Below are 26868 nucleotides of genomic sequence, written 5' to 3'. Positions count from 1 at the left end.
GCTCACCTCACGTCGAGGCCGCGCTCATAGCGCAGGCGCTTGAGGAGATCCTCGCCATAGCGCTTCGCCGAGGTGTGTTCCTCTCCCCGTTCGAGCCGGAAACCGACGATGTCCTCTTGCTGGGTCGTGTCAGTCCCCAGGATAGCGTCCACCGCTTCCAGGCTGTGGGTCGTGACGAAGAGCTGGATGCGGTATTGCTGGCAGGCATCGCGTATCCAGCGGAAGACCCTGCTCAGCGCCGAGATGTGGATGGCCGTCTCGATCTCGTCGATCAGCACGATCCCATCCGTCACGGTGGGAATCGTCAACGCGAAGGACAGTGCACGCCGGACACCGTCTCCAAACGCGCTGATCGGAGCGAGCCCAGCAACGGAGTCCTGGAGGTAGAGGGTAGGTCGGCCCTGGGGCGCGAGGATCTCGATCCCCTGGATGCGCGGGTCGAAGGCTCTCAAGAGGTCCTTCACCGCGCCTTGGAGTCCTGCCAATCGTGCTTCCGTGAAGTCTGCGACGGAGAATGAGTCGAGGTAGAGCTCTGACGGGTTGAGCAGCCGGTAGGGAAGAACCGGCCCCGGTGCCCTCTGCGAATCATCCAAACGCTCGTCCGCCCACAGCGTGATGACCCTTGGCTCAAAGCCAGGAGTTGCCTCGAACTCAAGTTCGGCACCGCGGCGCTCGCGATGAAGTTCTCGGGAACTGAAAGGATACAGCTTGATGCCATACGGGTGTGTGCTCGGGGGCTGTCGTCTTGGGGCCAGTCCTCGTGTCTCTCGATACCGGGCATGGACCTTGCGGATTGGAAAGGTTCCATCCGCAGAGAGGGACACCGCGCCTTCGTACGGTTCGTCTGAGCCCGTGACTACATGCTGTGGAAAGAGCCAGCGCAAAGCGTCCAGGCGGGTTTCTCCTGGGGGCGGACCCTCAATGATCGTACCCAGGGACTCGCGCTCCATGGAGAGAGAGTCCCAGGCGAAGATGTCGAGCGGGTTGCAGTAGAGCGCTAGGGCCTCCAGCACGGTCGTCTTGCCGGAGTCGTTGCCCCCCACCAGCAGATTCACCCCTCCTAGCCCGGGCAGTTCCAGGCCCTTGACGCCACGCAGGCTGTGGATGGTCAGGCTGTTGAAGGGATGGCTCATGATCCTCCAGGCGCAAGTAACGCCGCGGCTCCGCGTCGAGCGTGCCTCTCAGCGGTGGGAAGAGCAAGGTTACTTCTCTCCCATCTCTTGAAGGGCCGGCCTCCGCGAGCGAGCCCGTGGCTCAAGGCTGGCGCTTGATCCAGGCCGACACCTCCGGGCCCGCGCGCTCGCTCAGTGCCACATCCTGGCTGAGGCGCTCCATCGTCTGCGCCATCGCCTGCTGCGCCTCCGTCACCGGGTGCGCCTGCAGCAGCGCCTTCGCCTCCTCGAACTGCTTTCGGTTGCGCAGGGCTCCCAGCGCCTCCACTACCCGCCGCAGCAGCATGGGCGCCCCGCCCGTGCGCGCCACCACGTCCTGCCACCGCTGCTGCACCACCTGCCACCACGCGTCCCGCCCCGTCCGGTTGCCCAGCAGGCCGCCCAGGTAGATCGTCACGTCCTGCATCTTCACCGCATCCGTGAAGAACAGCTCCTGGCCCCGCTTCGCCAGCGCCGCATCCTCGAACGAGGCCAGCGCCGTCAGGTAGCGCCGCTGCGTCGCCGGATCCGGCTCCGCCTTCATCTTCTCCAGCAGCGTGTCGAACAGCGCCGAGTCTCCCGCCCGCGCCGCCATGTACACCGAGCTGTCCAGCAGGTTCGGCTCCAGCGCTGCCTTGTCTCCGCCCACCGCCCGCGTCACCCGAGGCCGCACCTCGTTCAGCGCCGTTCCGCCCCGCGCCAGCACGCCCACCGCGCGCACCAACGCCGCGCGCCGCAGCTTCACCCGATCCGTCTCACCCGCTGCCGGCTCCCACCCGAGCTTCGTCAGCGCCGGGCCCAGCAGCTTCTCCACCCAGCGGCGGAAACGCTCCTGGTTCTCACCCTCCACCAGCCGTGCCTCCACGTACCCCAACCGCCCCACCAACTCGTCGAGGACGGCGTCGTCCTCCTCACCGCCGAAGCGGCCGGCCAGATCCAGGAAGTCCGCCGCCGACGCCTGCCCCGCGCGCACCAGCGCCCACCGGTCCGCCAGCAGGGAGATGCGCTCGGAGGGCGCCAGCGCCCCCAGGTTTGCCGCCAGCTTCTGCAGCGCGTCCGCGTCGTACGCCACCCGGTAGAAGCCCGTGGAGCCCGCGTTGGCGCACAGCCAACTCACCTCGCCGCTGCCCTCCAGCGTCACCGAGGTCTGCGCGTCACGCAGAACGAAGCGGTGCTCGCGCACGCCGCCCCCGTCCTCGAAGCGCAGCACCACCGGCACCGGCCAGCGCTCGCCGCTGCTCACCCCCGGCTCCGAATAGAAGCGCCGCTGGCTCAGCGACACCTTCCGGCCCTCCACCTTCACCGAGATGAGCGGGTAGCCGCTCTGGCCGATCCACGCGTTGGCCAGCTCCACCACCGGTTGGGACGAGGCCGCCCCGAGCGCCCGCCACAGGTCATCCGCCACCGCGTTGCTGCGCGCGTGCGTGCGCATGTACTGGCGGATGCCCTCGCGGAACGGGCCCTCGCCCAGGAATCCCTCGATCATCCGCAGCACCGCGCCGCCCTTCTCGTAGGTGATGAGATCGAAGCTCTCACCGGCCTCGCTCGCGTTGCGCACCTCACCGCGGATGGGGTGCGTGGACTTGAGCGCGTCCAGGTGCAGCGCCGCCGCCTTGCCCGTGTCGAAGTCCAGCCACACGCGCCAGTCCGGCCGCCAGCCGTCGACGATCTTGTAGGCCATCCACGTGGCGAACGCCTCGTTGAGCCACAAGTCATCCCACCACACCATCGTCACCCAGTTGCCGAACCACTGGTGCGCCAGCTCGTGCGTCACCACCTCGGCCACCCGCTTCTGCACCGACAGCGGCGCGGTGGCCGGATCCAGCAGCAGCGCCACCTCGCGGTAGGTGATGAGGCCCGCGTTCTCCATGGCGCCGGCCTCGAAGTCCGGGATGCCCACCTGATCCACCTTGCCGTAGGCGTAGGGCAGCCCGAAGTACTCCTGCAGCCGAGGCAGCGCCGCCAGCGCCGCGTCCTGCCCGAAGCGCGTCAGGTGCGCCTTCTCCGGCAGCGACCAGGTGCGCACCGGCACCCCATTCACCTGCTGCTCCGGAGTGCCCACCAAGGGGCCCACCACCAGCGCAATCAAGTAGGAGCTGAGGACATCCATCTCCTGGAACTTCACCGTGCGCAGATTGCCCTCGACGACATCCGAGACGACCGCGCCGTTGGACAGGGCCACCAGCCCCGGCGTGGGAGGAATCCGCACGGTGATGGCCCACCGGGCCTTGAAGGACGGCTCATCGAAGCAGGGGAAGAGGCGCCGGGCATCCGCCGCCTCGAACTGGGTGGCGGCCACCTTGCCCGCCAGGTACAGACCGCGCAGGCCCTGCGTGAAGCGCCCCGTCCACTCCACGTCCAGCGAGGCCGCACCGGTGGGGAGCGGCGGTTCGAACTGGAGCACCACCGTCTCGCTCTGCTCCACCGCCCGGATGGAGGCGGGGGCGTACTGCCGGCTGTCGGTGCGGAAGGTCACCTTGCCCAACTGGAGCGCAATGCCGTGAAGGATGATCTCGCTCGTGGGCGAGGTCACCTCCAACTCGATGGTCTCCGTGCCGGAGAAGGAGCGCTCATCCAGGTTGAGCGTCAGCGTGGTCGTATAGCGGCGGGGGAGGACGGTCCGCGGGAGGCGGAAGTTCTTGTCTTCGGTCAGGTGCGCCATAGGGGCTGGGAATCTAGCCCCACGGAGGCGCGGGCTCACGGAGATTGGTGCCAGGCCAGGGCCCGACCCGCACGCCTGTCCAGCGTTGGACCTTGTCTCGGCCTGCTCTTCAGGGTTGTTCCGGGCTCACAGCCCGCCCACCTCCAGCCCTCCCGCCACGCCATTGAAGGGCTTGGTCACCGTGGCCCGGAACACGATGTTCTGCAGGAGGATGTCCAACGGCAGCGTGTCCGTGCCGAGGCCCACCCGCTTCACGGTGTTATTGACGATGAGCCAGATGCGCGGCTTGCCCGCCGCCTTCACCAACACCGGATCCTTGATGGTGAAGGGCTTGCTCTGGCCCGGCGCGAACGCCTGCGTGGGCAGCAGGATGGACGCGGTGTTGAAGTACGCCGGCAGGTTGGTGTTCGTGTAGAGGACGGGATCCTCCGGCGTGGCCTTGCCGCTCAGCGACAGCCGCACTCCTGTCTCCAGGGTCAGCGCCTTGGCCGGGTTCACCACCGTCAGGTCGGCGGAGATCTCGTCCACGATGACGTCCCCCACCGCCTCGTCCGGCACGTCGATGGCGACCTCCGCGTAGACGGGCTCCAACAGCGAGGTGACGGGGACTTTCTGATTGAAGGGCTCGGTCTCGACCGAGATCTCCGCCGAGCAGGCGGAGCACAGCAGCAGGCAGATAAAGAGCGCGCGGTTCATGGGTCGGTGGCTCATCGGAAGGTCCAGGAGACGTCAAAGGCAGGCACGATGGGGAGCTTGTCGCCGGGGAAGGCAGGGTCTTCGATATCCACGTAGGCGGCGCCGAGGGCCAGGCCCAGGTGCTCACCCCCGTAGCGCACGCCCGCCGCGGCGCGCAGCTCGGAGCCGCCCTTCAGCCGCACGCCGGCCTCGCCAATCACCGACCATGTCGAGGTGAGGTGCAGGGCCGCCGCGCCCGTCACCGCCAGGTAGTCCGACTCGTAGTGGGCGAAGCGCGCCTCGCCCTGGACGGTGAGGGGGCCCAGCACCAGGCCATAGGTGCCATAGAAGGTGGGGCCCGACAGGCTCGGCTCGAAGCTCTGGATGGCGGGTTCGTTGGACTCGACGACGGAGGAGTAGACGGAGGCGCCCACGAAGTGCGTGTAGCGCGCGCCGAGCACGAGCCGGTGAGGCCCGGCCGCCACCGCCCAGCGCAGGCCCAGGTTGGGGGCCAGCAGCAGGTCCGCGTACAGAGAGGTATCCAATGCGAGCCCCGCCACCAGCGGCACCGCCGAGCGCTGCAGCCCTAGCACCGGGTGGGCGATGACGGTGGCGGACTCGGTGGTGAGCAACCGGCCGTTGCCTGAGGGGCTCTCGTCCTGCTCTTGCGCATGCGCGGAGAGGGGACACACGCCGAGGAACGTCTGACAGAGGAGCCCGGCCATGGCGAACCGGCGGGCGAGAGGGAGTCGAAGGTTCAAATCGCTCGCTCCTGCGAGGAGAGGGATGCCTGTCCTGTATTAATCGGAGCGGCCCTTCCTGGATCGGATCTCCCGGGCAGGGTGTCCACCACCCGGCACAGGACGGCGGTGGGGTGAGGTGGGCCTATGGGACGCCATGGCCTCACTGGCCGTCAGGGTACCGGGTGGGGGAGCAGGTGCGTGCCGGTTCATCCGTGCTTGCGAAGCGCCCCGCAGGGCCGTACCTTCGGCCCGGAGAAATACATGGGCTCCCATACAAATCCCCGTCCGCGTGCGGCGCGCTCCCGAGAGAAGGGCGCGGAGGACACGGAGGACATCCGCACGGTGATGGACTCCATCCGGCGCATCGTGCGGCTGCTGCGCGTGTCGGCCCGGGCCTCGGAGCGGGTGGTGGGAATCAGCGGAGCCCAGCTCTTCGTCCTGCAGCAGTTGGCGGAGGCGGGGGCCTGCTCCATCGGAGAGCTGGCCGAGCGCACGCTCACGCACCAGAGCTCCGTCTCGGTCGTCGTCAGCCGGCTCATCGAGCGGGGCCTCGTCAGCCGGAGGACTTCCGAATCGGACGCCCGCCGCGCGGAGGTGGCACTCACTCCCGCCGGGCGCACGCTCCTGGGCCGCGCGCCGCCCATGGCCCAGGCTCGCCTCATCTCCGGGTTGCGCCGCATGAAGGCCGCTGAGCGTGGAGCGCTCGCCCGGGGACTGCTGGAGCTGGTCCGGGAGAGCGGCGCCGATGTCGAAGCTCCTACCCTCTTTTTCGAAGACGAGGCGCCGGCCGGGCGCCGCAAGCGGACACGGAACCATGAAGAAGCCTGAGCTCACCCAAGTCTCCGAGGGCATCTCCCCCGAAGTGATCCCGATCGCTCCCTCGATGGGCCCCACGCTGGAGAGCGTGCGTGCCCCCACCGCGCTGGAGCCGGTGGATCGCCGCGTTGTGCTTATCAGCGGCATCGCCATCCTCCTGGCCATCGCCGCGGGCTTCGTGGCGCAGGTGCTCACGCGGCTCATCCACTTCTTCACGAACCTGGCCTTCTTTGGCCGGCTCTCCGTCGCGCCCGTCTCTCCGGCGGACCACGCGCTGGGGCCTTGGGTCATCGTCATCCCGGTGCTGGGCGCGATCGCGGTGGGTTTCATGGCGCGCTATGGCTCACGGGCCATCCGCGGCCACGGCATCCCCGAGGCGATGGAGCAGGTCCTCTTCAACCAGAGCCGCATCCCTCCCCGCGTGACGTTCCTCAAGCCGCTGTCGTCGGCGGTAGCCATTGGCACCGGCGGGCCCTTCGGAGCGGAGGGGCCCATCATCGCCACGGGTGGGGCGCTCGGTTCGCTCGTGGGGCAGTTGCTGAAGGTCACCGCGAACGAGCGCAAGGCCCTGCTCGCGGCCGGCGCCGCGGCGGGCATGGCGGCCACGTTCGGAGCACCCGTCTCCGCGGTACTGCTCGCGGTGGAGCTGCTGCTGTTCGAGTACCGCCCGCGCTCGGTCATCCCGGTGGCGCTGGCCACGGCCACTGCCACGGGTGTGCGCATCGCCTTCAATGGAGGCGCGCCGGCGTTCGGCATGCCGGACCTGGTACAGCCGGGAGGCGCCGCGCTCGCTTGCTACATCCTGCTGGGCGCGGTGGTCGGGCTGGCCTCCGTGTTCGCCACCCGCGCGGTGTACATCATCGAGGACGCCTTCGAGAAGCTGCCGCTCCATTGGATGTGGTGGCCGGCGCTGGGTGGCCTGGTGGTGGGCGTGGTGGGGTACTTCTCCCCGCGCACGCTGGGCGTGGGCTACACCAACATCGAGGACATCATCAGCGGCCGGTTCATCGGCGCGGCGATGCTGTTCTTCTGCCTCATGAAGTTCATCTCGTGGTCCATCGCGCTCGGCAGCGGCACCTCGGGCGGCACGCTGGCCCCGCTCTTCACCATGGGCGGAGGAATCGGCTCGGCGCTGGGCTCCCTGCTCGTATGGCTGGCCCCGGGGTTGGGGGTGGACATCCGGATCGCAGCGCTGGTGGGCATGGCCGCCATCTTCGCGGGCGCTTCGCGGGCGCTGCTCGCCTCGGTGGTGTTCGCCTTCGAGACGACGCGCCAGCCCCTGGGCCTGTTGCCCCTGCTCGGCGGGTGCACGGCGGCCTACCTGGTCTCCACGCTCCTCATGCGGCACTCCATCATGACGGAGAAGATCGCTCGCCGGGGCGCTCGGGTCCCCACTGAGTATGCCGTGGATGCGCTGGCCCATGCGCTCGTGCGGGATTTCGGGCTGCGGCAGGTCGTCACCCTGGCGGCGGACGAGGCCCTGGAGAAGGTCCGGGCGTGGCTTGCCTCGGGCGTGGCGGGAACCAGCCACCAGGGCTTCCCGGTGGTGGGCGCGGACGGTCAGATCGTGGGCGTTGTCACCCGGAGGGATCTGCTGGACGGGACGGAGCCGGCCGGGCGGCGGGTGCGCGACGTGGTTCGCCGTTCCGCGGCCGTCGTCTTCGACGACTGCTCGTTGCGCGAGGCGGCGGACCACATGGTGTCCGAGGGGGTGGGCCGCCTGCCGGTGGTGCGCCGCGACGCGCCGACACGGGTGGTGGGCATCCTCACCCGGAGCGATCTGCTCGCCGCCCACCAGCGGCGGCTGGACGACGCCTTGCGACGCGAGCAAGGTATCGGAGGCACGAGGACTCCTCCGGGCTCGCGCGTGCCGAGCCCCGCCTGAACCTGCTCCATGGACGAACCCTCACCCCAGCGCGAACACGATCGGGTCCTCGAGCTGCTCAAGCGGTACGGTTGGAACTCCACCTCCTTCCAGGTGCTGGATCCAGGGTTCCACTACTGGTTCGACGACGCGGCGGATGCGTGCGTCGCGTACGTGGACACGGGGGGAGCGTGGGTGGCGGCGGGAGCGCCCATTGGTCCGCCCGAGCGCCTGGCGCAGGTGGCCGCTGACTTCGAGGCGGCGGCGCAGGCGCGGGGCCGGCGGGTCTGCTTCTTCGCCACGGAGGCGCGCTTCGCCGAGTTCGTCCCGGTGGAGATGATGCCCATCGGTGAGCAGCCGACGTGGGAGCCCCAGCGTTGGGAGGAGACGCTGCGCTCCAGCCGCAGCCTGCGCGAACAGCTCCGCCGCGCTCGCGCCCGAGGCGTCACCGTGCGCCCGGTGGCTCCGGAGGAGTTGAGGAATCCCGAGCACCCCACGCGGCGAGCGGTGGAGCGGCTGCTAGAGCGCTGGTTCGCCTCGCGGCGGATGGCACCCATGGGCTTCCTCGTCCAGGTCTCTCCGTTCGAGTTCCCCGAGGAGCGCCGCGCCTTCGTGGGAGAGCTGAAGGGCCAGGTGGTGTGCTTCCTGTCGGCTGCTCCCATCTTCGCAAGGCAGGGGTGGCTGCTTCAGCATGTGGTCCGGGATCCCCGGGCGCCCAATGGCTCGACGGAGTTGATGGTCGACGCGGCCATGCGCGCCGCCGCCCAGGACGGTCGGCGCTATGTGACGCTGGGGCTGGCGCCACTCTCGGGAGAGGTGGCGCCCTGGCTGCGCGCGGCGAGGTTCTGGGGCTCGGCGCTGTTCGACTTCGAGGGCCTGCGCGCCTTCAAGGCCCGGTTGAGGCCACACGCGTGGGACGTCATCCACCTGGCCTGGCCCACGCGCACCAGCAACGTGTGGCCCATGTATGACGCCCTGCGTGCCTTCGCTCGGGGCAGCTTTCTGCGCTTCGGTGTGTCCACCCTGCTGCGGCGCGCGGATCTGATCGTCCGCATGCTGGCGATGCTGCTCATCCCCTGGACGGTGCTGCTGGCGCTCCCCGTCAGCACGACACACTTCCCCTCCCGCGGTGTCCAATGGGCGTGGGTGCTCTTCGACGTGGGGCTGACCGGGGCGCTCTTCGGGTTGCTCCACCGCTGGCGCTCGTGGCTGGCGGGGTTGCTCGGCGGCGTCATCGCCTTGGATACCTGCCTGACGGCCTGGCAGGCCGCCGTCTACAACACGCCACGCGCCCAGGGAGCGCTCGACTGGGTCATCATCACGGTCTCCCTCCTGGCCCCTGCCACGGCAGCCGGCCTGCTTGGGTGGGCGTGGCGCCATCCCCCGCCCCGGTTCTAGCGCCGGAGGAGCTCCTCCTCTTCGGGGGGAACCGCGACGCGCGGGTGGGGATGAAGGAAGACGTCTCGCTCCTGGACGCGAGCCACCTGATGCACATGGACCACGAAGTCGCGCCGGGCTGGCGAACCCTGCTCCAGCTCGAACTGCGTGGCCCCCATGTTGCCCACCGTGCCGAGCTTGCGCCCGTCAACGTCCCTGACCGTCATTCCCTCGTGCAACTCCCCCGGGTCGATCATCGCTTCCTCCTCGTGTCTCGTGAGTGTCGGAACCTTCCCTTGGAAGCAACACCGGGTGACGGCTGGTCAACACTGGCGGGTCGTCTGGCGAGTCGAAACGTGACGGGTAGGGAGGACGGGTGCTTGCCTGCATGCCTGTGGCCGGGGGCTCCGCGGACTTCGCCGCGACACACCTCCCGGCCCTGGGAGGGTTGCTCATGAAGCTCAGGTCCTCCGTCGCCTGGACGGTCGCCGTCCTGCTCAGCGCTGGAGCGGTTCACGCGGCCGAGCCGCCGCGCGCCGCGCCTCCTCCACCCAAATTGCCACCCGGCGTGTCCGCGGCGCTGTGGAAGATCTCGGTGCCTGCTGGGGCCGAGCCCACGCCAGAGAAGGTGGCGCTGGGAGAGAAGCTCTTCAACGACAAGCGGTTGTCGGCGGATGACTCCGTGTCCTGCTCCACGTGCCATGACCCGGCCAAGGGCTTCGTGGACGGCAAGGACACCTCGGTGGGCATCAAGAACCAGAAGGGCATGCGCAACAGCCCCACGGTGCTCAACGCCATGTTCAACGCCTCGCAGTTCTGGGACGGGCGGGCGAGCATGCTGGAGGACCAGGCCAAGCTGCCCATCCTCAACCCCATCGAGATGGGGATGGCCTCGCCGGAGGCGGTGGTGGCCAAGGTGAAGGGGCTGCCCGAGTACCCCGCGCAGTTCCAGAAGGTGTTTGGGAGGGACGTGAACTACGACGATCTGGCCGCGGCCATCGCCGCGTTCGAGCGCACCCAGTACTCGGGCAACGCGCGCTTCGACAAGTTCATCCTGGGGGATGACAAGGCGCTCACGGCCTCGGAGAAGAATGGCTGGGCGCTCTTCAACGGCAAGGCGCGCTGTAACTCGTGCCACGCGGCGAACATCACCCAACCGCTCTTCTCGGATCAGAAGTTCCACAACATCGGCATCGCGGCGCACAAGCAGGACTTTGTGCAACTGGCGCGCGAGGGCCTGCGGGTGGTGCGGACCGGGGACGAGAAGCAGATCGACGAGCTGGCGCTCCAGACGAAGTTCTCCGAGCTGGGCCGCTTCCTGGTGACGAAGCAGGAGAACGACGTGGGGGCCTTCAAGACGCCCACGCTGCGCAACATCGGCATCACCGGCCCGTATATGCATGACGGCTCGCTCGTCACGCTGTGGGACGTGATGGACCACTACAACAAGGGAGGCATCCAGAACCCGTACCTGGACGGGGGGATGCAGCGGCTGGGGCTCACCGAGCCGGAGATCGATGACCTGGTGGCCTTCCTCTTCACGCTCACGGATGCGCGCTTCGACAAGTTCAACGCGCAGGAGCTGGCGCGGCAGCGGGCACGCAAGGGCAACCGCCCGGAGCGGGACACGGCCGTGGCGACCGGGAAGAAGGGGAACGTGGGGGACCTGGCACCCGATCCGGATCTCAAGGTGAAAAACCCGGCGGGCATTGGCGTGTACGGCTCGCCGCTGTCCATCCAGAACACGAGTGCACCGAAGAAATAGGGGAGGCGCACCATGTCCAACAAGTTCAAGAGCGTCGAGACGAAGTACTACGAGGAGCGCCAGGAGCTGTTCGACGGGTTGAAGCGGCTGGACCGCCGCGCCTTCCTGCGCGTGGCGGGCATGTCCGCGGGTGTGGCCGCCGGCATGGGGCTCATCACTCCGAACAGCTTCCAGCTCGTCCAGGTGGCCGAGGCGCAGGGCAGCACGGACAAGCCGCGCTTCACCTTCGCGTACATCTCGGACACGCACCTGTACAAGAAGGAGCTGAACGACCGGTTCGTGCGCGCCATCCTCAAGGCGGTGGATGACGTGAACGCGCTGGATCCGCAGCCGGACTTCGTCCTCTTCGGCGGAGACCTGGCGCAGCTGGGACAGGCCGAGGAACTGGCGCTGGGCGCGCAGATCCTCAAGAGCGTGAAGGCGCCGGTGAAGATGATGGTCGGGGAGCACGACTGGTTCCTCGACATGGGCGAGAAGTGGCGCGAGCTGTTCGGCGCGCCCAACTACTCGTTCGACCACAAGGGCATCCACTTCGTGGTGCTCAACTCCATCCTGGAGAAGGACTTCTGGACGGAGCGGGGTCTGTCTCCCATGGAGCGGATGAAGATCGTCGCCGGCCTGGACAATGGCATCCAGTCCCGCTTCGAGGTGGGCGGAGAGCAGCGCACGTGGCTGCAGCAGGACCTGGCCAAGGTGGACAAGAAGACGCCGGTCATCGTGTTCAGCCACTCGCCGCTCTACAAGTACTACCGGCCGTGGAACTTCTGGACAGACGACGCGGACGAGGTGCAGGCCATCCTCAAGCCGTTCGACAAGGTGACGGTGATTCACGGGCACACGCACCAGTTGCTCACCAACCGGATTGGGAACATCCAGTTCCACGGCATGCTGTCCACCGCGTGGCCGTGGCCGTATGCGCCCGAGGGCCTGCCCAAGGTCACCGTGCAGATGAACCGCCCGGATCCGTTCAGCCAGTTCGACGGGTGCGGAGATGGGCGGGTGGACGTGCTCGAGTCCGGGCTCGTCAACAAGGTCTACAACCTGTGGCAGCGCAATCCGATCACCGTGCGTGCGAGCTATCTCTCGTCCAACGGCGCCTCGGATGCACCGCCGCGCACCAAGCTCCCCAGCTACTAGAGAGGAAGCCGATATGACTCTCCGAACGAAGCTCCTCACGGCGCTCGCCGCGCTGACGTCCATCGCGGGAGGCGCGGCGCTGGCCACCGAGCCGTCGCCGCTGCTCGAGAAGAAGCCGCTGCCCGAGCACAAGCTGCCGGCCTCGAAGAAAGGCAACCTCGTCGTCGGCCTGTGCGACGGCGAGACGGCCATGGAGGTGAAGGGGGTAAAGGAGGGCGGGAAGATGTCTCGCTCCCAGGCACTCCAGGTGACGGGCCAGTTGATGGAAGAGTGGCGCCGCAAGAACCCGAACGCGAACTGGGACGACGTGCCCGCGCCCGCGTCCGGGCAGCTGGTGGCGCAGGCTCCAACGCCTCCGCCGAGCCCCAATCCACAGGGCCCTCGCAGCCCTCCGGCGGTCTCGCCCACGCCGCAGAAGCCGGCGGCGGGCAGCTCGGTGGGGACGGCGGGGCCGACCTCTGCCTCGGGCGCTCCTCAGGCCGGGGCTCAGTTGAAGACGAACATCCAGTCGGGCCATACCTATGGCTCGTTCAGCGAACGGGACGAGGCGATCTGGGCCGAGTCCACGAAGGCGTTCGTGGAGGAGGGCAACCGGGTGTTCCACGACGCGGATGCGCTGGGAGGCACCATCGCGGTGTCGTGCGACATGTGCCACCCGGACGCGGCGAACACGCACCCGGAGACGTACCCGAAGTACCAGGTACAACTGGGGCGCGTGGCGATGCTGCGCGACATGATCAACTGGTGCATCCAGAACCCGGTGCGAGGCAAGCCGCTGGCGGATGACGACCCGAAGATGAAGGCGCTCGAGGCGTTCATCTACGCCCGGCGCAAGGGCGTGCCGCTGGAGTTCGGCAAGCACTGACGGGCTGACAGGGTTATCAGCAGGCGAGGGCGCGCATCTTGAACGAGGTGCGCGCCCTCAGTTCTTGAGCATCGAGTCCCGGAAGGCCCAGACCTCTCGCCAGAAGGTCCTCCAGGCCTCGTGGGGACTGGGCGTCTCGCGCAGTATCGCGGCGATGGGGCCCGACGATGAGCTCCAGCCGTACTTCTCGAACAGGTAGGCACCGAATTGGTCCAGGAAGTCCCTACCGGGCTCATCCAGCTTGTGATTCCAGAGGGCCTGCTCGTAGCCGATGAGCAGCATCTTCAGGTTGCGAAACTGGAGTTCCCAATCCTCTTCGTCAGCGTACAGGAACATGCCTGGGCGTTGTTCGACCCTCTTCAGGAACTCGAATATCGTTGCCATGGTGGGGCTCTCATACGCCGAACGAGGGGGCCCTGTCGGGCGCGGTTTGTACCCACTGGTATGCTGGTAGGACCGGTCCAGCACCGGTGCCGGCCCCGCGGACTGCCGCATCGTGCAGGGCTTTCCCCGGGAGCCTCACTCGAGGCAGGCCCTGGGGTAAACCCCAGTCCAGAAGGGAAGGAGCGAGCGAGGAGGCACTGTCCGGAGAGGGTAGGGATAGGCGCCACCGGCAACCCTCGTTAGGCTGACCGCATCAGCGGCGAGGGTGCCGCTTGCGGAGGTCCACCCCCTTCATGTCCTCGCAGCAGCTCGTGTTGAGCCTCGTGCTCGCGCTCCTGGTGTTCTCGGTGGCGTTGGAGCTGCGGGTGGAGGACTTCCGGCGCGTCGCGCGGATGCCCCACAGCGTCATCTGCGGACTCATCCCTCAATTCGTGTTGCTGCCCGTGGGCACGTGGCTGGTGACCCTGGCGCTCGACCTGCCGCCCAATGTCGAGGCGGCGATGATCCTCGTAGCGGCCTGCCCGGGCGGCAGCCTCAGCAACGTCATCACCCATCAAGGTGGCGGAAACACCGCGCTCTCCGTGAGCATCTCGGCCGTGGCCAGCCTGCTGGCGTTGGTGCTCACGCCGTTTCATTTCAGCTGGATGATCAGCACCAACCCGGCGACCGCTTCCTGGCTGCGCACGCTGGAGTTGGACCCCTCGGGCCTGTGGCTCAGCTTGGTGTTCCTGCTCGCGGTGCCGATGGGGCTGGGTCTGATGTTCGGCCACTGGCTGCCGGGGCTCACCGCGAAGCTGCAGAAGCCGTTGGGGAACCTCAGCCTTGCCGCGCTGGTGGCCTTCATCGTGCTCGGAGTGGTCCACGAGCGCCACCTGCTCACCGCGCAGATCCTTCCGCGCTTCGCGCTCGTAGTGCTGCACAACGCGCTGGGGTTGGCGTTCGGGTGGATCTCGTCCATGGCGATGCGCGTGCCCGAGCGAGACCGTCGCGCGGTGATGATTGAGGGCGGGATGCAGAACTCGGGGCTGGCGCTGGGCATCATCGCGGTCCAGTTCAAGGCCGACCCAGGCATGGTGGTGATCGCCAGCCTGTGGGGTATCTGGCACATCGTCTCTGGAATGACCCTGGCCTTCCTGTGGAGGAGGAAAGATGCTCGATCTGCTGCTTGAGGGAGGCACTGTCGTCGATGGCACGGGCGCGGCGCCTCGCACCACCGATGTTGGCATCCGCGATGGACGCATCGTCGAGGTTGGCCGCATCACCGAAGCTTCGCGCGAGCGCGTGGATGCGACGGGCGCGTGGGTGACTCCGGGCTTCATCGACATCCACACGCACTACGACGGCCAGGCCACGTGGGACGAGACCTTCTCGCCCAGCATCCACCACGGGGTGACGACGCTGATGATGGGCAACTGCGGCGTCGGCTTCGCGCCGGTCCGTCCCGGTGGGCAGGAGCGCCTCATCCGGCTGATGGAGGGCGTGGAGGACATTCCTGGCGCGGCGCTCGCGGAGGGCATCCGCTGGGGCTGGGAGCGCTTCCCGCAGTACATGGATGCGCTGGCGGCGGTGCCGCACAGCCTGGACTTTCTGGTGCAGGTGCCTCACGACCCGCTGCGCATCTACGTGATGGGCGAGAGGGCGGAGGCCAGTGAGGCAGCGACTCCCGAGGACATTGCCGCCATGCGCGAGCTGCTGCGGGATGCGCTGGTCGCGGGGGCGGCGGGGCTCACGACGGGGCGGACGGACAACCACCGGACCGCGGAGGGCCGGGAGACGCCTGCCTCGGAAGCCAGTGCCTTGGAGCTCACGGGGTTGGCACGGGCGTTCGAGGGGCTCTCGCACGGTGTGGTGCAAGTCGTGAGCGACTTCGATCTGCTCAGGGACCCGAATCGATTCCACGCGGAGTTCGAGCTGGTCGAGCAGCTGGCCCGCGCCTCGGGCCGGCCATTGTCGATGACGTGGCTTCAGCGGGACCCGGGCGGAGCCCAGTACGAAGCCATCCGCCAGCGCGTGGAGGCGGCGGTGGAGCGGGGGCTGCCGATGTATCTCCAGGCCGCGGCGCGCGGCATCGGCGTGCTGCTCGGGCTGGACGCAAGCTTCCATCCGTTCATTGGCTTCCCGGGCTACAAAGAGCTCGCCGCGCTGCCACCTCGCGAGCAGGCCGCAGCCCTGCGAGACCCGGCTCGGCGTGCGCGCATCCTCTCCGAGAAGCCCGAGCGGCTGGCGGGGGATGGAACGCCCATCCCACCGCTGGTGGATATCCTGCTGCAGCGCATCGACCTGATCAGCGCGCGCATGTTCCCCCTCGGGACGCGGCCGAACTACGAGCCGACGTTGGCGGACTCCTTCCTGGTGAGAGCCAAGCGCAGCGGGCAGCCACCGCTCGCGGTGCTCTATGACTACCTGTGCGAGGGAGACGGCTCGAACCTCATCTACTTCCCGATCTTCAACTACAACGAGGGCTCGCTGGACGTGGTGCGGCGCATGTTGGAGCACCCGCGAGCGCTGGCGTCGCTCTCGGATGCGGGCGCGCACGTGGGGACGATCTGCGACGCGAGCTTCCCGACCTTCATGTTGAGTTACTGGTCACGGGATCGAGCGAGGGATCGCGTCCCGGTGGAGCGCTCGGTCGAGATGCTGACGTCCCGCAACGCGAGATACGTGGGGCTCTCGGATCGCGGAGTCATCGCGCCCGGGATGCGGGCGGATCTCAACGTGATCGATCCGCGAAGGCTCGCGCTCCAAGTGCCCGCGCCGTTCAGGGATCTGCCAGGCGGAGGCAGGCGCTTCGTGCAGAGAGCGGAGGGCTATGTGGCCACCTTTGTCGCCGGCCGGGCTGTTCAAAAAGAGGGAACCATCACTGCCGAGAGACCGGGCCGACTGGTTCGGCTCGGCCAGCGTGCCTGAGCCGTGACGGAAGCCGAACGAGGTGGCCCCGTCGGGCGCGGTTTGTGCCAACTGGTATGCGGGTAGGACCAGCTCGGGAGCAGTCCGGCGGACATCCACCTCACCGACTCAGGCGCTGGCGCTGCTCCAGGGTTTGCAGCAGGCGCTCCGCCTGCTCCCGGTTGTCTTCGCTCGCCCGCTTCGCGCGGAGCACTCGGGACAACAGCTTCCGGGCCATCGCGGGTTCCTCCAACGGGCCTGCGTACAGCCTCGCCATGTCGAGCAGCGCTTCGTCATCTCCCAGCGCAGCCGCCTTCTCGAACCACCGGACCGCCAATCGCAGCCGGCCCTCATCCCGGTAGATCGTCGCGATGTTGGTGGCTGCCGATGCGACGCCCTTGTGCGAGGCCTTGCGGTACCAGAGCAGCGCCTGGGTGCGTGACTGGCTGACTCCCTGGCCCGTGTCGTAGAGGTAGCCCACGGTCACCTGTGCTCTGGAGTCCCCTGCTTGCGCGGCCTCCAGGAACAGGCGGAACGCTTCCGTGAACTGCCCCCTCTCCAGCAGCTGCGAGGCGCGGAGGAAACCTCCCTCCCCCAAGCCTTCGTCCGCCTTTGGGCGGCCCCCTCTTTCACTCCGAACTCGACGCTCCATCTCTGGCTCCCAGCCTGACACAAGGTGCCCCCCTTGCGCTCCACCCTCCTGTTCCGTGTTCAATAAGGCCATGTCGAGGGTGTCCTCCCAGCCGGCTCCACCCCAATTCCAGGAGCACGCTCCTGCCGCCTCCCTTCCCTTGGAAGCGGATCCGAGCGGCTTCACCGAACGCGCCCCCGCCATGGTCTCGCTCCTGCCGGACGAGGCGCTCTCACTCGCGCTGGCCCGAGCGGATGCCTTCTCCGTCCACTCCGCCCTCAGCGCCCGCTTTGCCCGCGAGCCCGCAGGCCTTGCCCGTGACACCCTTCGAGAGCTCCTCGCCAACCGAGCCCTCTTCGTCATGGCTGATCGGCCCCCTTCGCTCAGAAGCTTCCTGGGCTGTGGGACGCGGTTCATCGGGCTCCCGCCCCTCGATGAGCAGGAGACGCCCTTCATCGCCAACCGCGCCTTCTGCCTCCTGGGTCTGCCGATCTGGTCGCTCGGAGATCACCTCATCCGCCGCAACGGGGACGAGCAGCTCGAAGTCCTCGGCCGCGTCGCCGGACCCTCACGCCTCACCCGCGCCTCGCGGCGGACCACCGCCCTGGTTCTCGGGGGGCTGGGCCTCGCCGCCTTCGGTGTGACCGTGCCTCCCTTCATCACCCGCGACGTGCAGATCTTCAACGGACTCTCGCGACCCGTGGTGGTTCACGTGGACGACAGGACCTACACCCTGCCTTCCGGAGGGCGGGTTCGGGATTCCTTCTTCCGTTTGGGCAAGCCCTACCGCGTCGAGGCGATGTGGCCGGGCCAGAAGCAACCCTTCGAGGACTTCTCGCTCGAGGCGAAGCAGCACGCCGTCTACAACATCCTGGGCGCGGCCTCCTTGCAGGTCGAGAACGTGGAGAAGGGCACCGGCCCGAGCCTGCTGGATGGCCGCACCGCCTTCCTCGAGGACGAACATCAGTTGCGGTGGCAGGGCGACTGGCAGCAGCGGCTGCTCGACTACGAGAAGGCGCAGCGCTGGCAGGAGCTCACGGAGCTCGCCAGGAGCTTCCTCCTGGCGGACCCTACCCAGCTTCAGCCCATCGTGATGGCCGCGGACATTCTCGTGCGCAACCAGTCGTCCCAGGCGTTCATCCTGGCCCAGGAACTCGCGGCCATGCCTCCGGAACGGCTCGCCATCCAGCGGATCGCCCAGGATCTGTTCCTCGCCCTGGGCAAGCGGGAAGAGGCGTACGCCCTCTACAGCGCCTCGGCCCGGCAGGTGCCGACGTCCGAGCAGAGGGCCATCCTGGAGGCCCGTGTGGCTCCCCCCAGCGAGCAGCGCGCCCTCTATGAGCACCTCCTGGAGCGCTTCCCCCACTCTCCCGAGGTCATGCGTATCGTGGCCCGCCTCCGGTTCTCCACCGGCGACTCCTCGGAGGCGCTGCGCCTGCTGGACCAGGCCAGGTACAACAGTGTCGAGTCCCTGGAGGACGTGGAACTGCGCGTGCGCGCCCTGGTCGCCGACACCAGTCTCATCCCCGCGGCCCCCGACGCGGTGCTCGAGTTTACGAAGAAGCCCGAATCCCGCTCCTGGGAGTTCGCCCTCCTCGCCGCCCGGCTCGCCCGGGTGGTGGGCCCCAAGACCCTCGAGTCCACCGCGCGAGCGGTCCTCCCTCCCAGCGTCACCACCGCTCCCGAGCGGATGGCCCTCTTCGAGCTCCTCTCGGGAAAGAGCGCCCTTTCGCAGCAACAGTTGACCGCCATCCACGACCGCGCCGCCTACGACGCCATCGTGCTCACCGAGATGGCCGTGAACAACCTGGACAAGGCCTTGCAGCAGGCCCGCCTGGCCTCGGACACGGTGGTGCGGAACCTGGACGTGGAGACCGCCGCACTGCTCGGCCTGGAGCTCTCACGCCTCCAAGACGCGAAGGCCGCCGAGCGGCTTCTCACCTCGAGCCTCGCGCTCATGGCGGCCCGCGAGCCGCTCGAGTCCTACGCGCTCTCGGGTGAGCGGGGAGCCGCCTTCCTCATGCTCCCTCCGGGACTGCAGGCCGCCGCGTACGTCGTGCGCGCTCGAGCCGTGGAGGAGAACCGCTTCGTGGAGCTGGCCCATGCACGCTGGATCGACGGCCTGGGCGGCATGGCTCGCCATGCGCTCGATCCGGACTACAACGAGCGGCCCTTCTACCAGGCCGTGCGCGTGCCGGGTTGGCGGCCGCCTCTGCCTCCCTGACTCCGGGCGGGGACTCAGCCCGGCTGGGTGACCTGGCGAAGGATGTCCAGGGACTCCAGCGCCTTGCCGGCGCCAATCACCACCGCCGAGAGCGGATCCTCCGCCAGGAACACCGGCAGGCCCGTCTCCTCGCGCAGCAGCGTGTCCAGGTTCTTCAGCAGCGCGCCACCACCGGCCAGCACGATGCCGCGGTCCGCGATGTCTCCGGCCAGCTCCGGCGGCGTGCGCTCCAGCGTCAGCTTTACCGCCTCGACGATGCCGTTCACCGGCTCGGCCAGCGCGTCGCGCACCTCGTCGCTGCTCACCGTCAGCGTCCGCGGCACGCCCGCCACCAGGTCGCGGCCCTTGATCTCCATCGTCATCACTTCATCGGTGGGGTACGCGGTGCCGATGCCCATTTTGATGGCTTCGGCCGTGCGCTCACCGATGAGCAGGTTGTACTTGCGCTTGACGTACTGGATGATCGCCTCGTCCAGCTTGTCGCCGCCGATGCGCACGCTCTTGGCGAACACGATGCCGGCCAGGCTGATGACGGCCACGTCCGACGTGCCGCCACCGATGTCCACAATCATGTTCCCGCTGGGCTCGGTGACGGGCAGGCCCGCCCCGATGGCCGCGGCCATGGGCTGCTCGATGAGGTACACCTCACGGGCGCCCGCGTTGGCGGCGGCCTCGCGCACCGCGCGGCGCTCCACCTCGGTGATGCCCGAGGGGATGCCGATGATGATGCGCGGGTTGACCAGCGTGCGGCGGTTGTGGGCGCTCTGGATGAAGTAGCGCAGCATCGCCGCGGTGATTTCGAAGTCCGCGATGACTCCGTCCTTCATGGGACGGATGGCCACGATGTTGCCCGGGGTTCTCCCGAGCATCTCCTTGGCCTCCTTGCCTACCGCGAGCACCTTCTTGCCGCCCCGGGTGTCCTGTTGGACGGCGACCACGGAGGGTTCGTTGGACACGATGCCCTGGCCGCGGATGTAGATAAGCGTGTTCGCCGTGCCCAGGTCGATTGCCAGGTCACGCGAGAAAAGGGTGTGGAGCCAGTCGAACATACGGGGGCGGAAACTTTCGGGAGTCCTGCGGAATTTCCCCAAGCAAGCCAAAGGCCGCGATTCATGAAGGTACTACTACGCGGCGCGGTGGGCGGAAAGAAAACCCACGTTCCGAAAAGAGCGTGGACTGGAGGGCAATCAGCCAGGGAAGACCTTTCCAGCCTGGCTCTCGGCCTTCAGGGCCTCCTGGAACGTCTCCCCGGTGGCCCCAGCCTCGACCTCGACCGACCCCTGGCAGGCCAGGGGCTGGACTTCGCCCTCGGCCACGGCATGGCGGAATTCGGGCGTCTGGCGCAGGGCCTCGCTGGTGATGCGCAGCAGGGCCTCTCGGGCCGGCTCGAAGGCCAGGGCCGTGCCGTACCAGAAGGGGAAGTAGTCCAGGCGGACGAGCCCCTTCACGCTCCAGCCCTGCTCCCGGTAGTCCCACGGACAGCGGCCGAGCGCCCGCCGCAGCAGCCAGCCGGTGGCAAACTCGGCCCCGAAGATGACGGCCGTGTAGGCAAGCGCTCGAATCGGCCGTGGCAGGAAGCGCAGCCGGTCGTGGAGGAACTCCATCCCCAGGGCCGTGGCCCCGTAGATGGGGTGCATCCACAGGTACGTCTTCGCCGTCCCGTGTGCGTCCTTCTGGAAGATCGCCGCGCTGGTCCCCGTGAAGCACACCTCGAGGACCCACCCGGCACAGCCGTAGAGGAGGAATCTCGGTAGCACACTCAGAACGTAAGAATCGCCCCGAGGACAGGCATCTCTGGCCCCCAGTCCAGGAGTCCAGTGTTCCGGGGTGCTCGATGGGGCCCCGCGCACTGTCCGCGGGTCAACAGGGGCCTAGCGCTTCACCGCGTACTTGGCGATGACGTAGAGGGCGCGCACCCCGTCCTTCCAGCCGATCTTCTTGCCCTCCTCATAGGTGCGCCCGTGGTAGCTGATGGGCACCTCGTAGACGCGCCAGTTGCCTCGGGCCACCTTGGCGGTGATCTCCGGCTCGAAGCCGAAGCGCTCCTCCTCCACGGTGACGGAGCGCAGCACCTCGGCGCGGAAGGCCTTGTAGCAGGTCTCCATGTCCGTGAGGTTCAGCCCGCTGGCCATGTTGGAGAGCATGGTGAGCAGGTTGTTCATCACCGTGTGCCAGAAGTAGAGCACCCGGCGCGGCGTGCCCGTGAAGCGGCTGCCGTAGACGACGTCCGCCTCGCCATCGAGGATGGGCTGGATGACCTTGGGGATGTCGCGCGGGTCGTACTCCAGGTCCGCGTCCTGGACGAGGAGGATGTCCCCGGTGGCCTCCTGGAAGCCGCGCCGCAGCGCCGCGCCCTTGCCCTGGTTGTGCGGCTGGAAGATGACGCGCAGCTCGTTGCGGTTGTGCGGGTTGCCGCCCAGCAGCTTCAGCCCCTTCTCCGACAGCTCCTGGAGGAACTCGCGGCTCCCGTCCTTGGAGCAGTCGTCCACGATGACCAGCTCCTTGGGGAAGTCCACCGCGATGCACCGGCGGAGCAGCTCCGCCAGGGTGGCGGTCTCGTTGTAGACGGGGATGATGAGCGAGACGAGCATGGCTGGCTCGTGCCTCTAACCGATTTCGGCCCCTGGGGCGACTTTCCCGAGCCTGTGGCAGGCCAGCACTAAGTCCCTGAAAAGACAGGGTGGGCCTCGGACAGCATTCTCAGGTCCGGAGAATGCGTGGGGGGCCATCTGTCTCTCGTTTGGGACACCTTTGGCGTAGGGGGGCAAAAGCGACTCGGGGAGCGAGCGCGATATAGACTTCGCTCTGGGTGAGAAGCAGTGCACCGTGTCGGGGCTGCTTCGTCGGACTCGAGGAGAGGGATGCTGTCGCTGCTGTCGGTCGCCACAGGGCTCATTGCCGCCAACCCGCCGATCCTCCCGGCCTTCTGATGGACGCTTCGACGGGCATTCCCCTGGGGCGCTACCTGCTGGGCGAGAAGCTCGCCAGCGGAGGCATGGGGGAGGTGTTCGTCGCGGTGCAGCGTGGGCTGGAGGGCTTCGAGAAGCCGCTGGCCATCAAGCTGCTGCTGCCGCACCTGGCGGAAGAGTCGCACGTGGTGAAGATGTTCCTGGACGAGGCCCGGCTCTGCGCGCGCATGAGCCACCCCAACATCGTCCAGATCCTCGACCTGGGGCTCGAGGACGAGCGCTACTTCCTGGCGATGGAGCTGGTGTGGGGCGTCTCGCTGGTGAGGCTGGTGCGGGTGCTGGCCGCCCAGCAGCGGACGCTGAGCGCGCCGCTCATCCTCCACGTGGCGCGAGCGCTGCTGGATGCGCTGCACTACGCGCACACGCTCACGGGGGCGGACGGCAAGCCGCTGGGGCTCATCCACCGGGACGTGACGCCGCACAACATCCTGGTGTCCATCAACGGCGAGGTGAAGCTGACGGACTTCGGCATCGCCAAGGTGCAGGCGGCGGTGGGGCAGACGCGGCCCGGCGTGGTGCGCGGGAAGATGGACTACCTGGCGCCGGAGCAGCTGCGCTTCGAGCGGCTGGACTCGCGGGTGGACCAGTTCGCGGCGGGGCTCACGCTCTTCTTCCTGGCCACCGGGCGCTCTCCGTTCGTGCGCGGCACCACGCAGGAGTCGCTGCAGGCCATCCAGCATGATCCGCTGCCCATGCTGGACACGCTGCGGCCGGACCTGCCGCGCGAGCTGGTGAGTGCCATCACCCGGGCCACGGAGAAGGATCCGCACCGCCGCTTCGCCTCGGCGCGGGCTTTCCGGGACGCGCTGCCCCCGCCCTCGGCCGAGGAGCGGGCCGAGCTGCTCGGGGCGCTGGTACGTGAGGTGTGCCCCTCGGTGGTGGGGACGCTCGACCGGGCCTCGCGCACGTTCGCGGCGCTGAATGCCAATCCCAGCAGGGCAGGGGGCACGGGCCGGCAGGGGACGCAGAGCCTCTCCCGGCAGACGTTGGATGCGCATGTGTTGACGGCCCCATCGCAGCCCGGGGAGGCGCATCCGGGGACACCCTCGCTGTCGGCGGAGCCGCATCCCGGGACGCTGCCGCCCCCGGGCGAGCCGCGGTCAGGGACCGTCCCCGAGACGGTGTTGCCGGTGGGGACCGTGGCCGCGCCGCAGATGGCGGAGCTGGAGCAGCCGCGCGGAGATGCGGCCCCGTATGTTCCTCGTCCCCTGGAGCAGAAGGGGGATGGGACGGTCCCCATGGATGCTCCCCCTTCGCGTCGGACGCGGCGGTGGATCGCCATGGCGATCACGGTGGGAGTGCTCACGGTGGTGGGGCTTGGGGTGGGGTGGATCCTGCTCTTCGGTTCGGCTGAGGGCTCTCGGCCCGTGGGGCCCGACAGCTCTCAGGGAACCCAGCCATTACAGGATGGGAGCGGCTCCACCGGCTCGGGCGCAGGGCTCGGGGAGCCGGACGGAGGGAAGGATGGAGGGGGACAGGCTGTGCTCTCGGACGCGGGAGCGGTGTCCTCGGAACCATCGGATGCTGGGGCTTCGCCATCCGAGCCCATGGATGCTGGCGTGGTGAATTCGACGCTGGATGCTGGCGATGCCGGGGGCAAACCGCCTCTCTCCGTGGATGAGGAGGTGTCGGCTCAGCCCAGGCGCCGTGGCTTGCTGACCGTGGATGCCAACCCCTGGGGCCAGGTCTTCATTGGAGGGAAGCAGGTCGGGATGACTCCCATGGCGCGTTACAGCGTCCCCGTGGGGGACCTGGACGTCGAGATGCGCAACCCGGAGACGGGGAAGAGCGCCCGCGTCCGGGTGAAGGTGCAGGCCGGCAAGGAACACCGCGTGAAGGTGGACCTTCGGTGAGCACGGGACGAAATGGCGATGGGAAGCCCGGTGATGCCGTGGACTTCGCGACGGGCGAGATCTCCTCGGGCAAGACGGCTGATCTGACGCTCTCCGAAGGCCCTGGGGTGCTGGAGCCTGTGGTGGTGGAATCCGTCGAGGGGCCGGGCAAGGGCAAGCGCGCCACGCTGAGTGAGGGCACGCTGCTGGTGGGCACGGATCCTTCCTGCGAGCTGCCACTGGAGGATCCGACGGTGTCCCGCCGCCACCTCGTGCTGGAGCTGCTGCCGGGCGCGGTGCGGGTGCGAGACCTGGGCAGCCGCAACGGCACGCGCTACCTCGGGGCGCGCATCCGCGAGGCGCGAGTGCCTCTCGGGGGCTCGGTGACGGTGGGGAAGACCACGCTGCGCATCAGCCCGGTGAAGGACTCGCGCCGGCCCGTGAGCGAGCGCGAGGAGCTTCACGGTCTGCTCGGCAAGTCCGTGGCGATGCGGCAGCTCTTCGCGGAGCTGGAGCGGCTGGGGCCGCAGAAGGCGCCGGTGCTCATTCGCGGGGAGACGGGCTCGGGGAAGGAGATGGTGGCGCGCGCGCTGCACGCCCTGTCCAGCTCCGAGGCGCAGCGGGGGCCCTTCGTGGTCTTCGACTGCTCCTCCGTGAGCCCCAACCCTCTGGAGAGCGAGCTGTTCGGTCACGTCAAGGGAGCCTTCACTGGCGCGGATCGGGACCGCATGGGCGTGGTGGAGTCGGCCAACGGAGGCACGCTCTTCCTGGACGAGATTGGCGAGTTGCCGCTGGCCCAGCAGCCCAAGCTGTTGCGGCTGCTCGAGACGCAGGAGTTCCGGCGCGTGGGAGACGAGCAGGTGCGCCGCTCGGAGTTCCGGCTGCTGTCGGCCACCCACCGGAATCTGGAAGCCGAGATCCGGGCGAAGAGCTTCCGGGAGGATCTCTACTTCCGGCTCGCGGTGACGTCCGTCAGTATTCCTCCGCTGCGAGAGCGTCTGGAGGACATCCCGCTGCTGGCCTCGCACTTCGCGCGGGAGCTGACGGGGATGGACATCGCCCTGGCGCCCGCGACGTTGGCGGCGCTGCAGTGTGATCCGTGGCGCGGCAACGTGCGCGAGCTGCGCAATGCGGTGCAGCGAGTGGTGGCACTCGGCAGCCTGGAGACGCCCGCGCCCGAGCAGGGTGGGGCACCGCTGACCTTCAACCAGGCACGTGACAAGCTGCTGGAGCAGTTCGAGAAGGACTACCTGGTCGCGCTGCTGGCGCGGCACAAGCGGAACATGTCGGCGGCGGCGCGCGAGGCGAAGTTGTCCCGCAGCCAGTTCTACCGCTTGCTCGAGCGTCACACGCTGACACGCGCCGTGGACCGCGAAGCGTCAGAAGAGGACTGAGCCCCGCCTCACGCCGCCTGGCGCAGCGCCTCCATGAGCGCGTCCAGGTCCGCGTCCGAGGTGAGCGGGTTGATGAGGGTGGTGCGCAGGTAGACGCCCTTCGGCAGGGTGGTCTGCACCAGATAGAAGTCCCCGCGGGTGATGAGCTGCTCGCGGAGGCGGCTCTGGAGCGCATTCCACTCGGAGGCGGGGACGTGGGCGGGCGTGTACCGGAAGCAGACGATGTTGCAGTCGGGGGCCACGGCCACCTCGAAGTCTCCCGAGGCCTGGAGCCGGCCAGCGAAGCGGCGTGCGAGCTCGAAGGTGGCCGTCACGTAGTCCGCGAAGAAGCGGGTGCCCAGCAGGCTCAGGCAGGTGTAGAGCTTGAGGGCCATCATCTCCTTGGTGCACTCGAGCGTGCGCAGGCCGATGTCGCTCCAGCGCCGCGTGTCCTGGCCGTGGAACAGGTAGCTGGCTTCCTGGGCGAAGGCCTCGAAGGAGCGCGCCCCATCGCGGAAGAGCACGGCGGTGATGAGCGAGGGCACGAGCATCATCTTGTGCGCGTCCCACACCACCGAGTCTGCACGCTCGATGCCCTTCACCTGCGCGCGGAACAGGGAGCTGAGCACGGCCGAGGCTCCATGGGCTCCGTCCACGTGGAACCAGAGGTCATGGCGCGCGCAGAAGTCGGCCACCGCCTCCAGCGGATCGAACGCGCCGGTGGCGGTGGAGCCCGCGCTGGCGACCACGGCGATGGGCTTGCGGCCAGCCCGGGTGGCGGAAGCGAGCGCATCCTCGAGCGCCTCCGGGCGGAGGCGGAAGTGTGCATCCACGGGCACGGGGGTGACGCCCTCGGAGCCCCAGCCCATGATGCGGATGGAGCGGGCGATGCAGTAGTGGGCCGTCTCCGCGACGAGCACCGTGAGTGGCGGGCCGGCCGAGGCGCCGCCATTCCACGCGTCATACCCAGCCTTCGCCTGGCGCGCGGCGAGCAGCGCGGTGAGATTGCCCGCGGAGCCACCCGAGGTGAGCACGCCGCCAGCGCTCTCGGGGAAGCCGAGCTGCCCGGCCATCCACCGCAGCACGTTGTGCTCCATGGCGCTGGAGACGGGGCCCATCTCGTACACGGCCATGCCGTTGTTGAGCAGGGAGGAGACGAAGTCGCACAGCGCGGCCAACGGCAGGGGAGCCGAGACCTGGTGGCCCACGTAGTGGGGGTGGTGGAGGTGGTGGGAGGCGGCGAGGACGCGCTCCATGAAGGGGGCCAGCTCGCCGGAGGGCTCCTCGGGGAAGGCGGCGGGGAAGCGCGTGAGGTTCTCTGCGGGAGCGGCCCAGGGCATCACGGGCAGTGTCCCTCCCTGGGTGGCGGCCTTGAGGTAGTCGGCGAGCTGATCCACGAGCTGGTGGCCCTGCCGGCGGAAGCGCTCGGGGTCATACGCAGCGGCGGCACGGTCTCGGAAGGTCTGCATGGCGGCGCACCATAGACCGGGGGGAGAAGGCATGGGGGGCCTGGA

22 protein-coding genes are annotated in these 26868 nt (G+C 68.5%); 11 read left to right on the top strand and 11 right to left on the bottom strand.

The annotated features are described in order from the left end of the window. Positions 1-2: 2 nt before the first annotated feature. The 4 genes from KY501_RS39155 to KY501_RS39140 all read right to left on the bottom strand — a co-directional run bounded on the left by KY501_RS39155 (position 3) and on the right by KY501_RS39140 (position 5249). On the bottom strand, positions 3-1133 hold the full coding sequence (locus KY501_RS39155) for an AAA family ATPase (protein ID WP_224368998.1): 1131 nt from the start codon (positions 1131-1133) through the stop codon (positions 3-5). A gap of 121 nt (positions 1134-1254) precedes the next feature. Further along, positions 1255-3813, bottom strand: a complete 2559-nt coding sequence (locus KY501_RS39150; protein WP_224368997.1) for a M1 family metallopeptidase — start codon at positions 3811-3813, stop codon at positions 1255-1257. A gap of 126 nt (positions 3814-3939) precedes the next feature. Continuing rightward, positions 3940-4509, bottom strand: coding sequence for a hypothetical protein (locus KY501_RS39145; RefSeq protein WP_224368996.1), 570 nt, complete (start codon positions 4507-4509; stop codon positions 3940-3942). Between the two features lie 11 nt (positions 4510-4520). After that, on the bottom strand, positions 4521-5249 hold the full coding sequence (locus tag KY501_RS39140; protein WP_224368995.1) for a hypothetical protein: 729 nt from the start codon (positions 5247-5249) through the stop codon (positions 4521-4523). Positions 5250-5492: 243 nt separating this feature from the next. Between KY501_RS39140 and KY501_RS39135 the strand changes: the two genes are divergently transcribed. The 3 genes from KY501_RS39135 to KY501_RS39125 are packed head-to-tail and all read left to right on the top strand — an operon-like array spanning position 5493 to position 9309. Continuing rightward, entirely contained in the window at positions 5493-6059 is a 567-nt protein-coding gene (locus KY501_RS39135; protein WP_224368994.1) for a MarR family winged helix-turn-helix transcriptional regulator, read from the top strand. Beyond that, the gene (locus KY501_RS39130; RefSeq protein WP_224368993.1) at positions 6046-7932 is read left to right on the top strand and encodes a chloride channel protein; all 1887 of its coding nucleotides are present in this window, start codon (positions 6046-6048) and stop codon (positions 7930-7932) included. Before KY501_RS39135 ends, KY501_RS39130 begins: the two co-directional genes overlap by 14 nt. A gap of 9 nt (positions 7933-7941) precedes the next feature. Beyond that, the gene (locus tag KY501_RS39125; RefSeq protein ID WP_224368992.1) at positions 7942-9309 is read left to right on the top strand and encodes a DUF2156 domain-containing protein; all 1368 of its coding nucleotides are present in this window, start codon (positions 7942-7944) and stop codon (positions 9307-9309) included. Here KY501_RS39125 and KY501_RS39120 read toward each other — a convergent pair. After that, a complete protein-coding gene (locus tag KY501_RS39120) occupies positions 9306-9545 on the bottom strand; it encodes a DUF2171 domain-containing protein (RefSeq protein ID WP_224368991.1) in 240 nt (79 codons plus the stop codon). The genes KY501_RS39125 and KY501_RS39120 overlap by 4 nt on opposite strands. A gap of 197 nt (positions 9546-9742) precedes the next feature. On the opposite strand from KY501_RS39120, the gene KY501_RS39115 reads away from it, so the two are divergent. Genes KY501_RS39115 through KY501_RS39105 form a run of 3 tightly spaced genes read left to right on the top strand, consistent with a single transcriptional unit; the run spans position 9743 to position 13055 of the window. Beyond that, complete coding sequence (locus tag KY501_RS39115; protein WP_224368990.1) at positions 9743-11053, top strand: cytochrome-c peroxidase; 1311 nt, start codon at positions 9743-9745, stop codon at positions 11051-11053. A 12-nt stretch (positions 11054-11065) separates the two neighbouring features. Beyond that, entirely contained in the window at positions 11066-12190 is a 1125-nt protein-coding gene (locus tag KY501_RS39110; protein WP_224368989.1) for a metallophosphoesterase family protein, read from the top strand. Between the two features lie 13 nt (positions 12191-12203). After that, the gene (locus KY501_RS39105; protein ID WP_224368988.1) at positions 12204-13055 is read left to right on the top strand and encodes a c-type cytochrome; all 852 of its coding nucleotides are present in this window, start codon (positions 12204-12206) and stop codon (positions 13053-13055) included. 57 nt (positions 13056-13112) lie between these two features. Here the strand turns inward: KY501_RS39105 and KY501_RS39100 are convergent, their stop codons facing one another. Continuing rightward, a complete protein-coding gene (locus KY501_RS39100; protein WP_224368987.1) occupies positions 13113-13439 on the bottom strand; it encodes a hypothetical protein in 327 nt (108 codons plus the stop codon). Between the two features lie 293 nt (positions 13440-13732). On the opposite strand from KY501_RS39100, the gene KY501_RS39095 reads away from it, so the two are divergent. Beyond that, positions 13733-14608, top strand: coding sequence for a bile acid:sodium symporter family protein (locus KY501_RS39095; RefSeq protein WP_224368986.1), 876 nt, complete (start codon positions 13733-13735; stop codon positions 14606-14608). After that, the gene (locus KY501_RS39090) at positions 14589-16346 is read left to right on the top strand and encodes an N-acyl-D-amino-acid deacylase family protein (RefSeq protein WP_224368985.1); all 1758 of its coding nucleotides are present in this window, start codon (positions 14589-14591) and stop codon (positions 16344-16346) included. Before KY501_RS39095 ends, KY501_RS39090 begins: the two co-directional genes overlap by 20 nt. Positions 16347-16446: 100 nt before the next feature. On the opposite strand, the gene KY501_RS39085 is transcribed toward KY501_RS39090, so the two are convergent. Beyond that, positions 16447-16923, bottom strand: a complete 477-nt coding sequence (locus tag KY501_RS39085; protein WP_224368984.1) for a tetratricopeptide repeat protein — start codon at positions 16921-16923, stop codon at positions 16447-16449. Positions 16924-17047: 124 nt separating this feature from the next. Here KY501_RS39085 and KY501_RS39080 point away from each other — a divergent pair, with 124 nt between their 5' ends. Next, positions 17048-19180, top strand: coding sequence for a hypothetical protein (locus KY501_RS39080; protein WP_224368983.1), 2133 nt, complete (start codon positions 17048-17050; stop codon positions 19178-19180). 14 nt (positions 19181-19194) lie between these two features. Here KY501_RS39080 and KY501_RS39075 read toward each other — a convergent pair whose 3' ends face one another. The 3 genes from KY501_RS39075 to KY501_RS39065 all read right to left on the bottom strand — a co-directional run bounded on the left by KY501_RS39075 (position 19195) and on the right by KY501_RS39065 (position 21771). Continuing rightward, the gene (locus tag KY501_RS39075) at positions 19195-20229 is read right to left on the bottom strand and encodes a rod shape-determining protein (protein ID WP_224368982.1); all 1035 of its coding nucleotides are present in this window, start codon (positions 20227-20229) and stop codon (positions 19195-19197) included. Between the two features lie 138 nt (positions 20230-20367). Further along, complete coding sequence (locus KY501_RS39070) at positions 20368-20937, bottom strand: putative ABC transporter permease (protein ID WP_224368981.1); 570 nt, start codon at positions 20935-20937, stop codon at positions 20368-20370. A 114-nt stretch (positions 20938-21051) separates the two neighbouring features. Beyond that, positions 21052-21771, bottom strand: coding sequence for a glycosyltransferase family 2 protein (locus KY501_RS39065; protein WP_224368980.1), 720 nt, complete (start codon positions 21769-21771; stop codon positions 21052-21054). A gap of 338 nt (positions 21772-22109) precedes the next feature. Between KY501_RS39065 and KY501_RS39060 the strand changes: the two genes are divergently transcribed. Next, on the top strand, positions 22110-24002 hold the full coding sequence (locus KY501_RS39060) for a serine/threonine-protein kinase (RefSeq protein WP_224368979.1): 1893 nt from the start codon (positions 22110-22112) through the stop codon (positions 24000-24002). Next, on the top strand, positions 23999-25375 hold the full coding sequence (locus tag KY501_RS39055; RefSeq protein WP_224368978.1) for an FHA and sigma-54 interaction domain-containing protein: 1377 nt from the start codon (positions 23999-24001) through the stop codon (positions 25373-25375). Before KY501_RS39060 ends, KY501_RS39055 begins: the two co-directional genes overlap by 4 nt. A gap of 8 nt (positions 25376-25383) precedes the next feature. Here the strand turns inward: KY501_RS39055 and KY501_RS39050 are convergent, their stop codons facing one another. Then, the gene (locus KY501_RS39050) at positions 25384-26823 is read right to left on the bottom strand and encodes a pyridoxal phosphate-dependent decarboxylase family protein (protein ID WP_224368977.1); all 1440 of its coding nucleotides are present in this window, start codon (positions 26821-26823) and stop codon (positions 25384-25386) included. Positions 26824-26868: the final 45 nt, after the last annotated feature.

Source organism: Hyalangium versicolor (assembly GCF_020103695.1).
Classification (GTDB): Bacteria; Myxococcota; Myxococcia; order Myxococcales; family Myxococcaceae; genus Hyalangium; species Hyalangium versicolor.
The sequence above is the reverse complement of the archived record's forward strand: the minus strand, read 5'-3'. Positions and strand labels throughout refer to the sequence as shown.

Bases quoted from the DNA above. Each gene is read 5' to 3' on its own strand.
- KY501_RS39060 (WP_224368979.1), top strand. From the start codon at position 22,110: ATGGACGCTTCGACGGGCATTCCCCTGGGGCGCTACCTGCTGGGCGAG.
- KY501_RS39130 (WP_224368993.1), top strand. From the start codon at position 6,046: ATGAAGAAGCCTGAGCTCACCCAAGTCTCCGAGGGCATCTCCCCCGAA.
- KY501_RS39155 (WP_224368998.1), bottom strand. From the start codon at position 1,133: ATGAGCCATCCCTTCAACAGCCTGACCATCCACAGCCTGCGTGGCGTC.
- KY501_RS39050 (WP_224368977.1), bottom strand. From the start codon at position 26,823: ATGCAGACCTTCCGAGACCGTGCCGCCGCTGCGTATGACCCCGAGCGC.
- KY501_RS39065 (WP_224368980.1), bottom strand. From the start codon at position 21,771: ATGCTCGTCTCGCTCATCATCCCCGTCTACAACGAGACCGCCACCCTG.
- KY501_RS39120 (WP_224368991.1), bottom strand. From the start codon at position 9,545: ATGATCGACCCGGGGGAGTTGCACGAGGGAATGACGGTCAGGGACGTT.
- KY501_RS39150 (WP_224368997.1), bottom strand. From the start codon at position 3,813: ATGGCGCACCTGACCGAAGACAAGAACTTCCGCCTCCCGCGGACCGTC.
- KY501_RS39100 (WP_224368987.1), bottom strand. From the start codon at position 13,439: ATGGCAACGATATTCGAGTTCCTGAAGAGGGTCGAACAACGCCCAGGC.
- KY501_RS39095 (WP_224368986.1), top strand. From the start codon at position 13,733: ATGTCCTCGCAGCAGCTCGTGTTGAGCCTCGTGCTCGCGCTCCTGGTG.
- KY501_RS39080 (WP_224368983.1), top strand. From the start codon at position 17,048: ATGTCGAGGGTGTCCTCCCAGCCGGCTCCACCCCAATTCCAGGAGCAC.
- KY501_RS39090 (WP_224368985.1), top strand. From the start codon at position 14,589: ATGCTCGATCTGCTGCTTGAGGGAGGCACTGTCGTCGATGGCACGGGC.
- KY501_RS39105 (WP_224368988.1), top strand. From the start codon at position 12,204: ATGACTCTCCGAACGAAGCTCCTCACGGCGCTCGCCGCGCTGACGTCC.
- KY501_RS39075 (WP_224368982.1), bottom strand. From the start codon at position 20,229: ATGTTCGACTGGCTCCACACCCTTTTCTCGCGTGACCTGGCAATCGAC.
- KY501_RS39145 (WP_224368996.1), bottom strand. From the start codon at position 4,509: ATGAACCGCGCGCTCTTTATCTGCCTGCTGCTGTGCTCCGCCTGCTCG.
- KY501_RS39135 (WP_224368994.1), top strand. From the start codon at position 5,493: ATGGGCTCCCATACAAATCCCCGTCCGCGTGCGGCGCGCTCCCGAGAG.
- KY501_RS39110 (WP_224368989.1), top strand. From the start codon at position 11,066: ATGTCCAACAAGTTCAAGAGCGTCGAGACGAAGTACTACGAGGAGCGC.
- KY501_RS39115 (WP_224368990.1), top strand. From the start codon at position 9,743: ATGAAGCTCAGGTCCTCCGTCGCCTGGACGGTCGCCGTCCTGCTCAGC.
- KY501_RS39125 (WP_224368992.1), top strand. From the start codon at position 7,942: ATGGACGAACCCTCACCCCAGCGCGAACACGATCGGGTCCTCGAGCTG.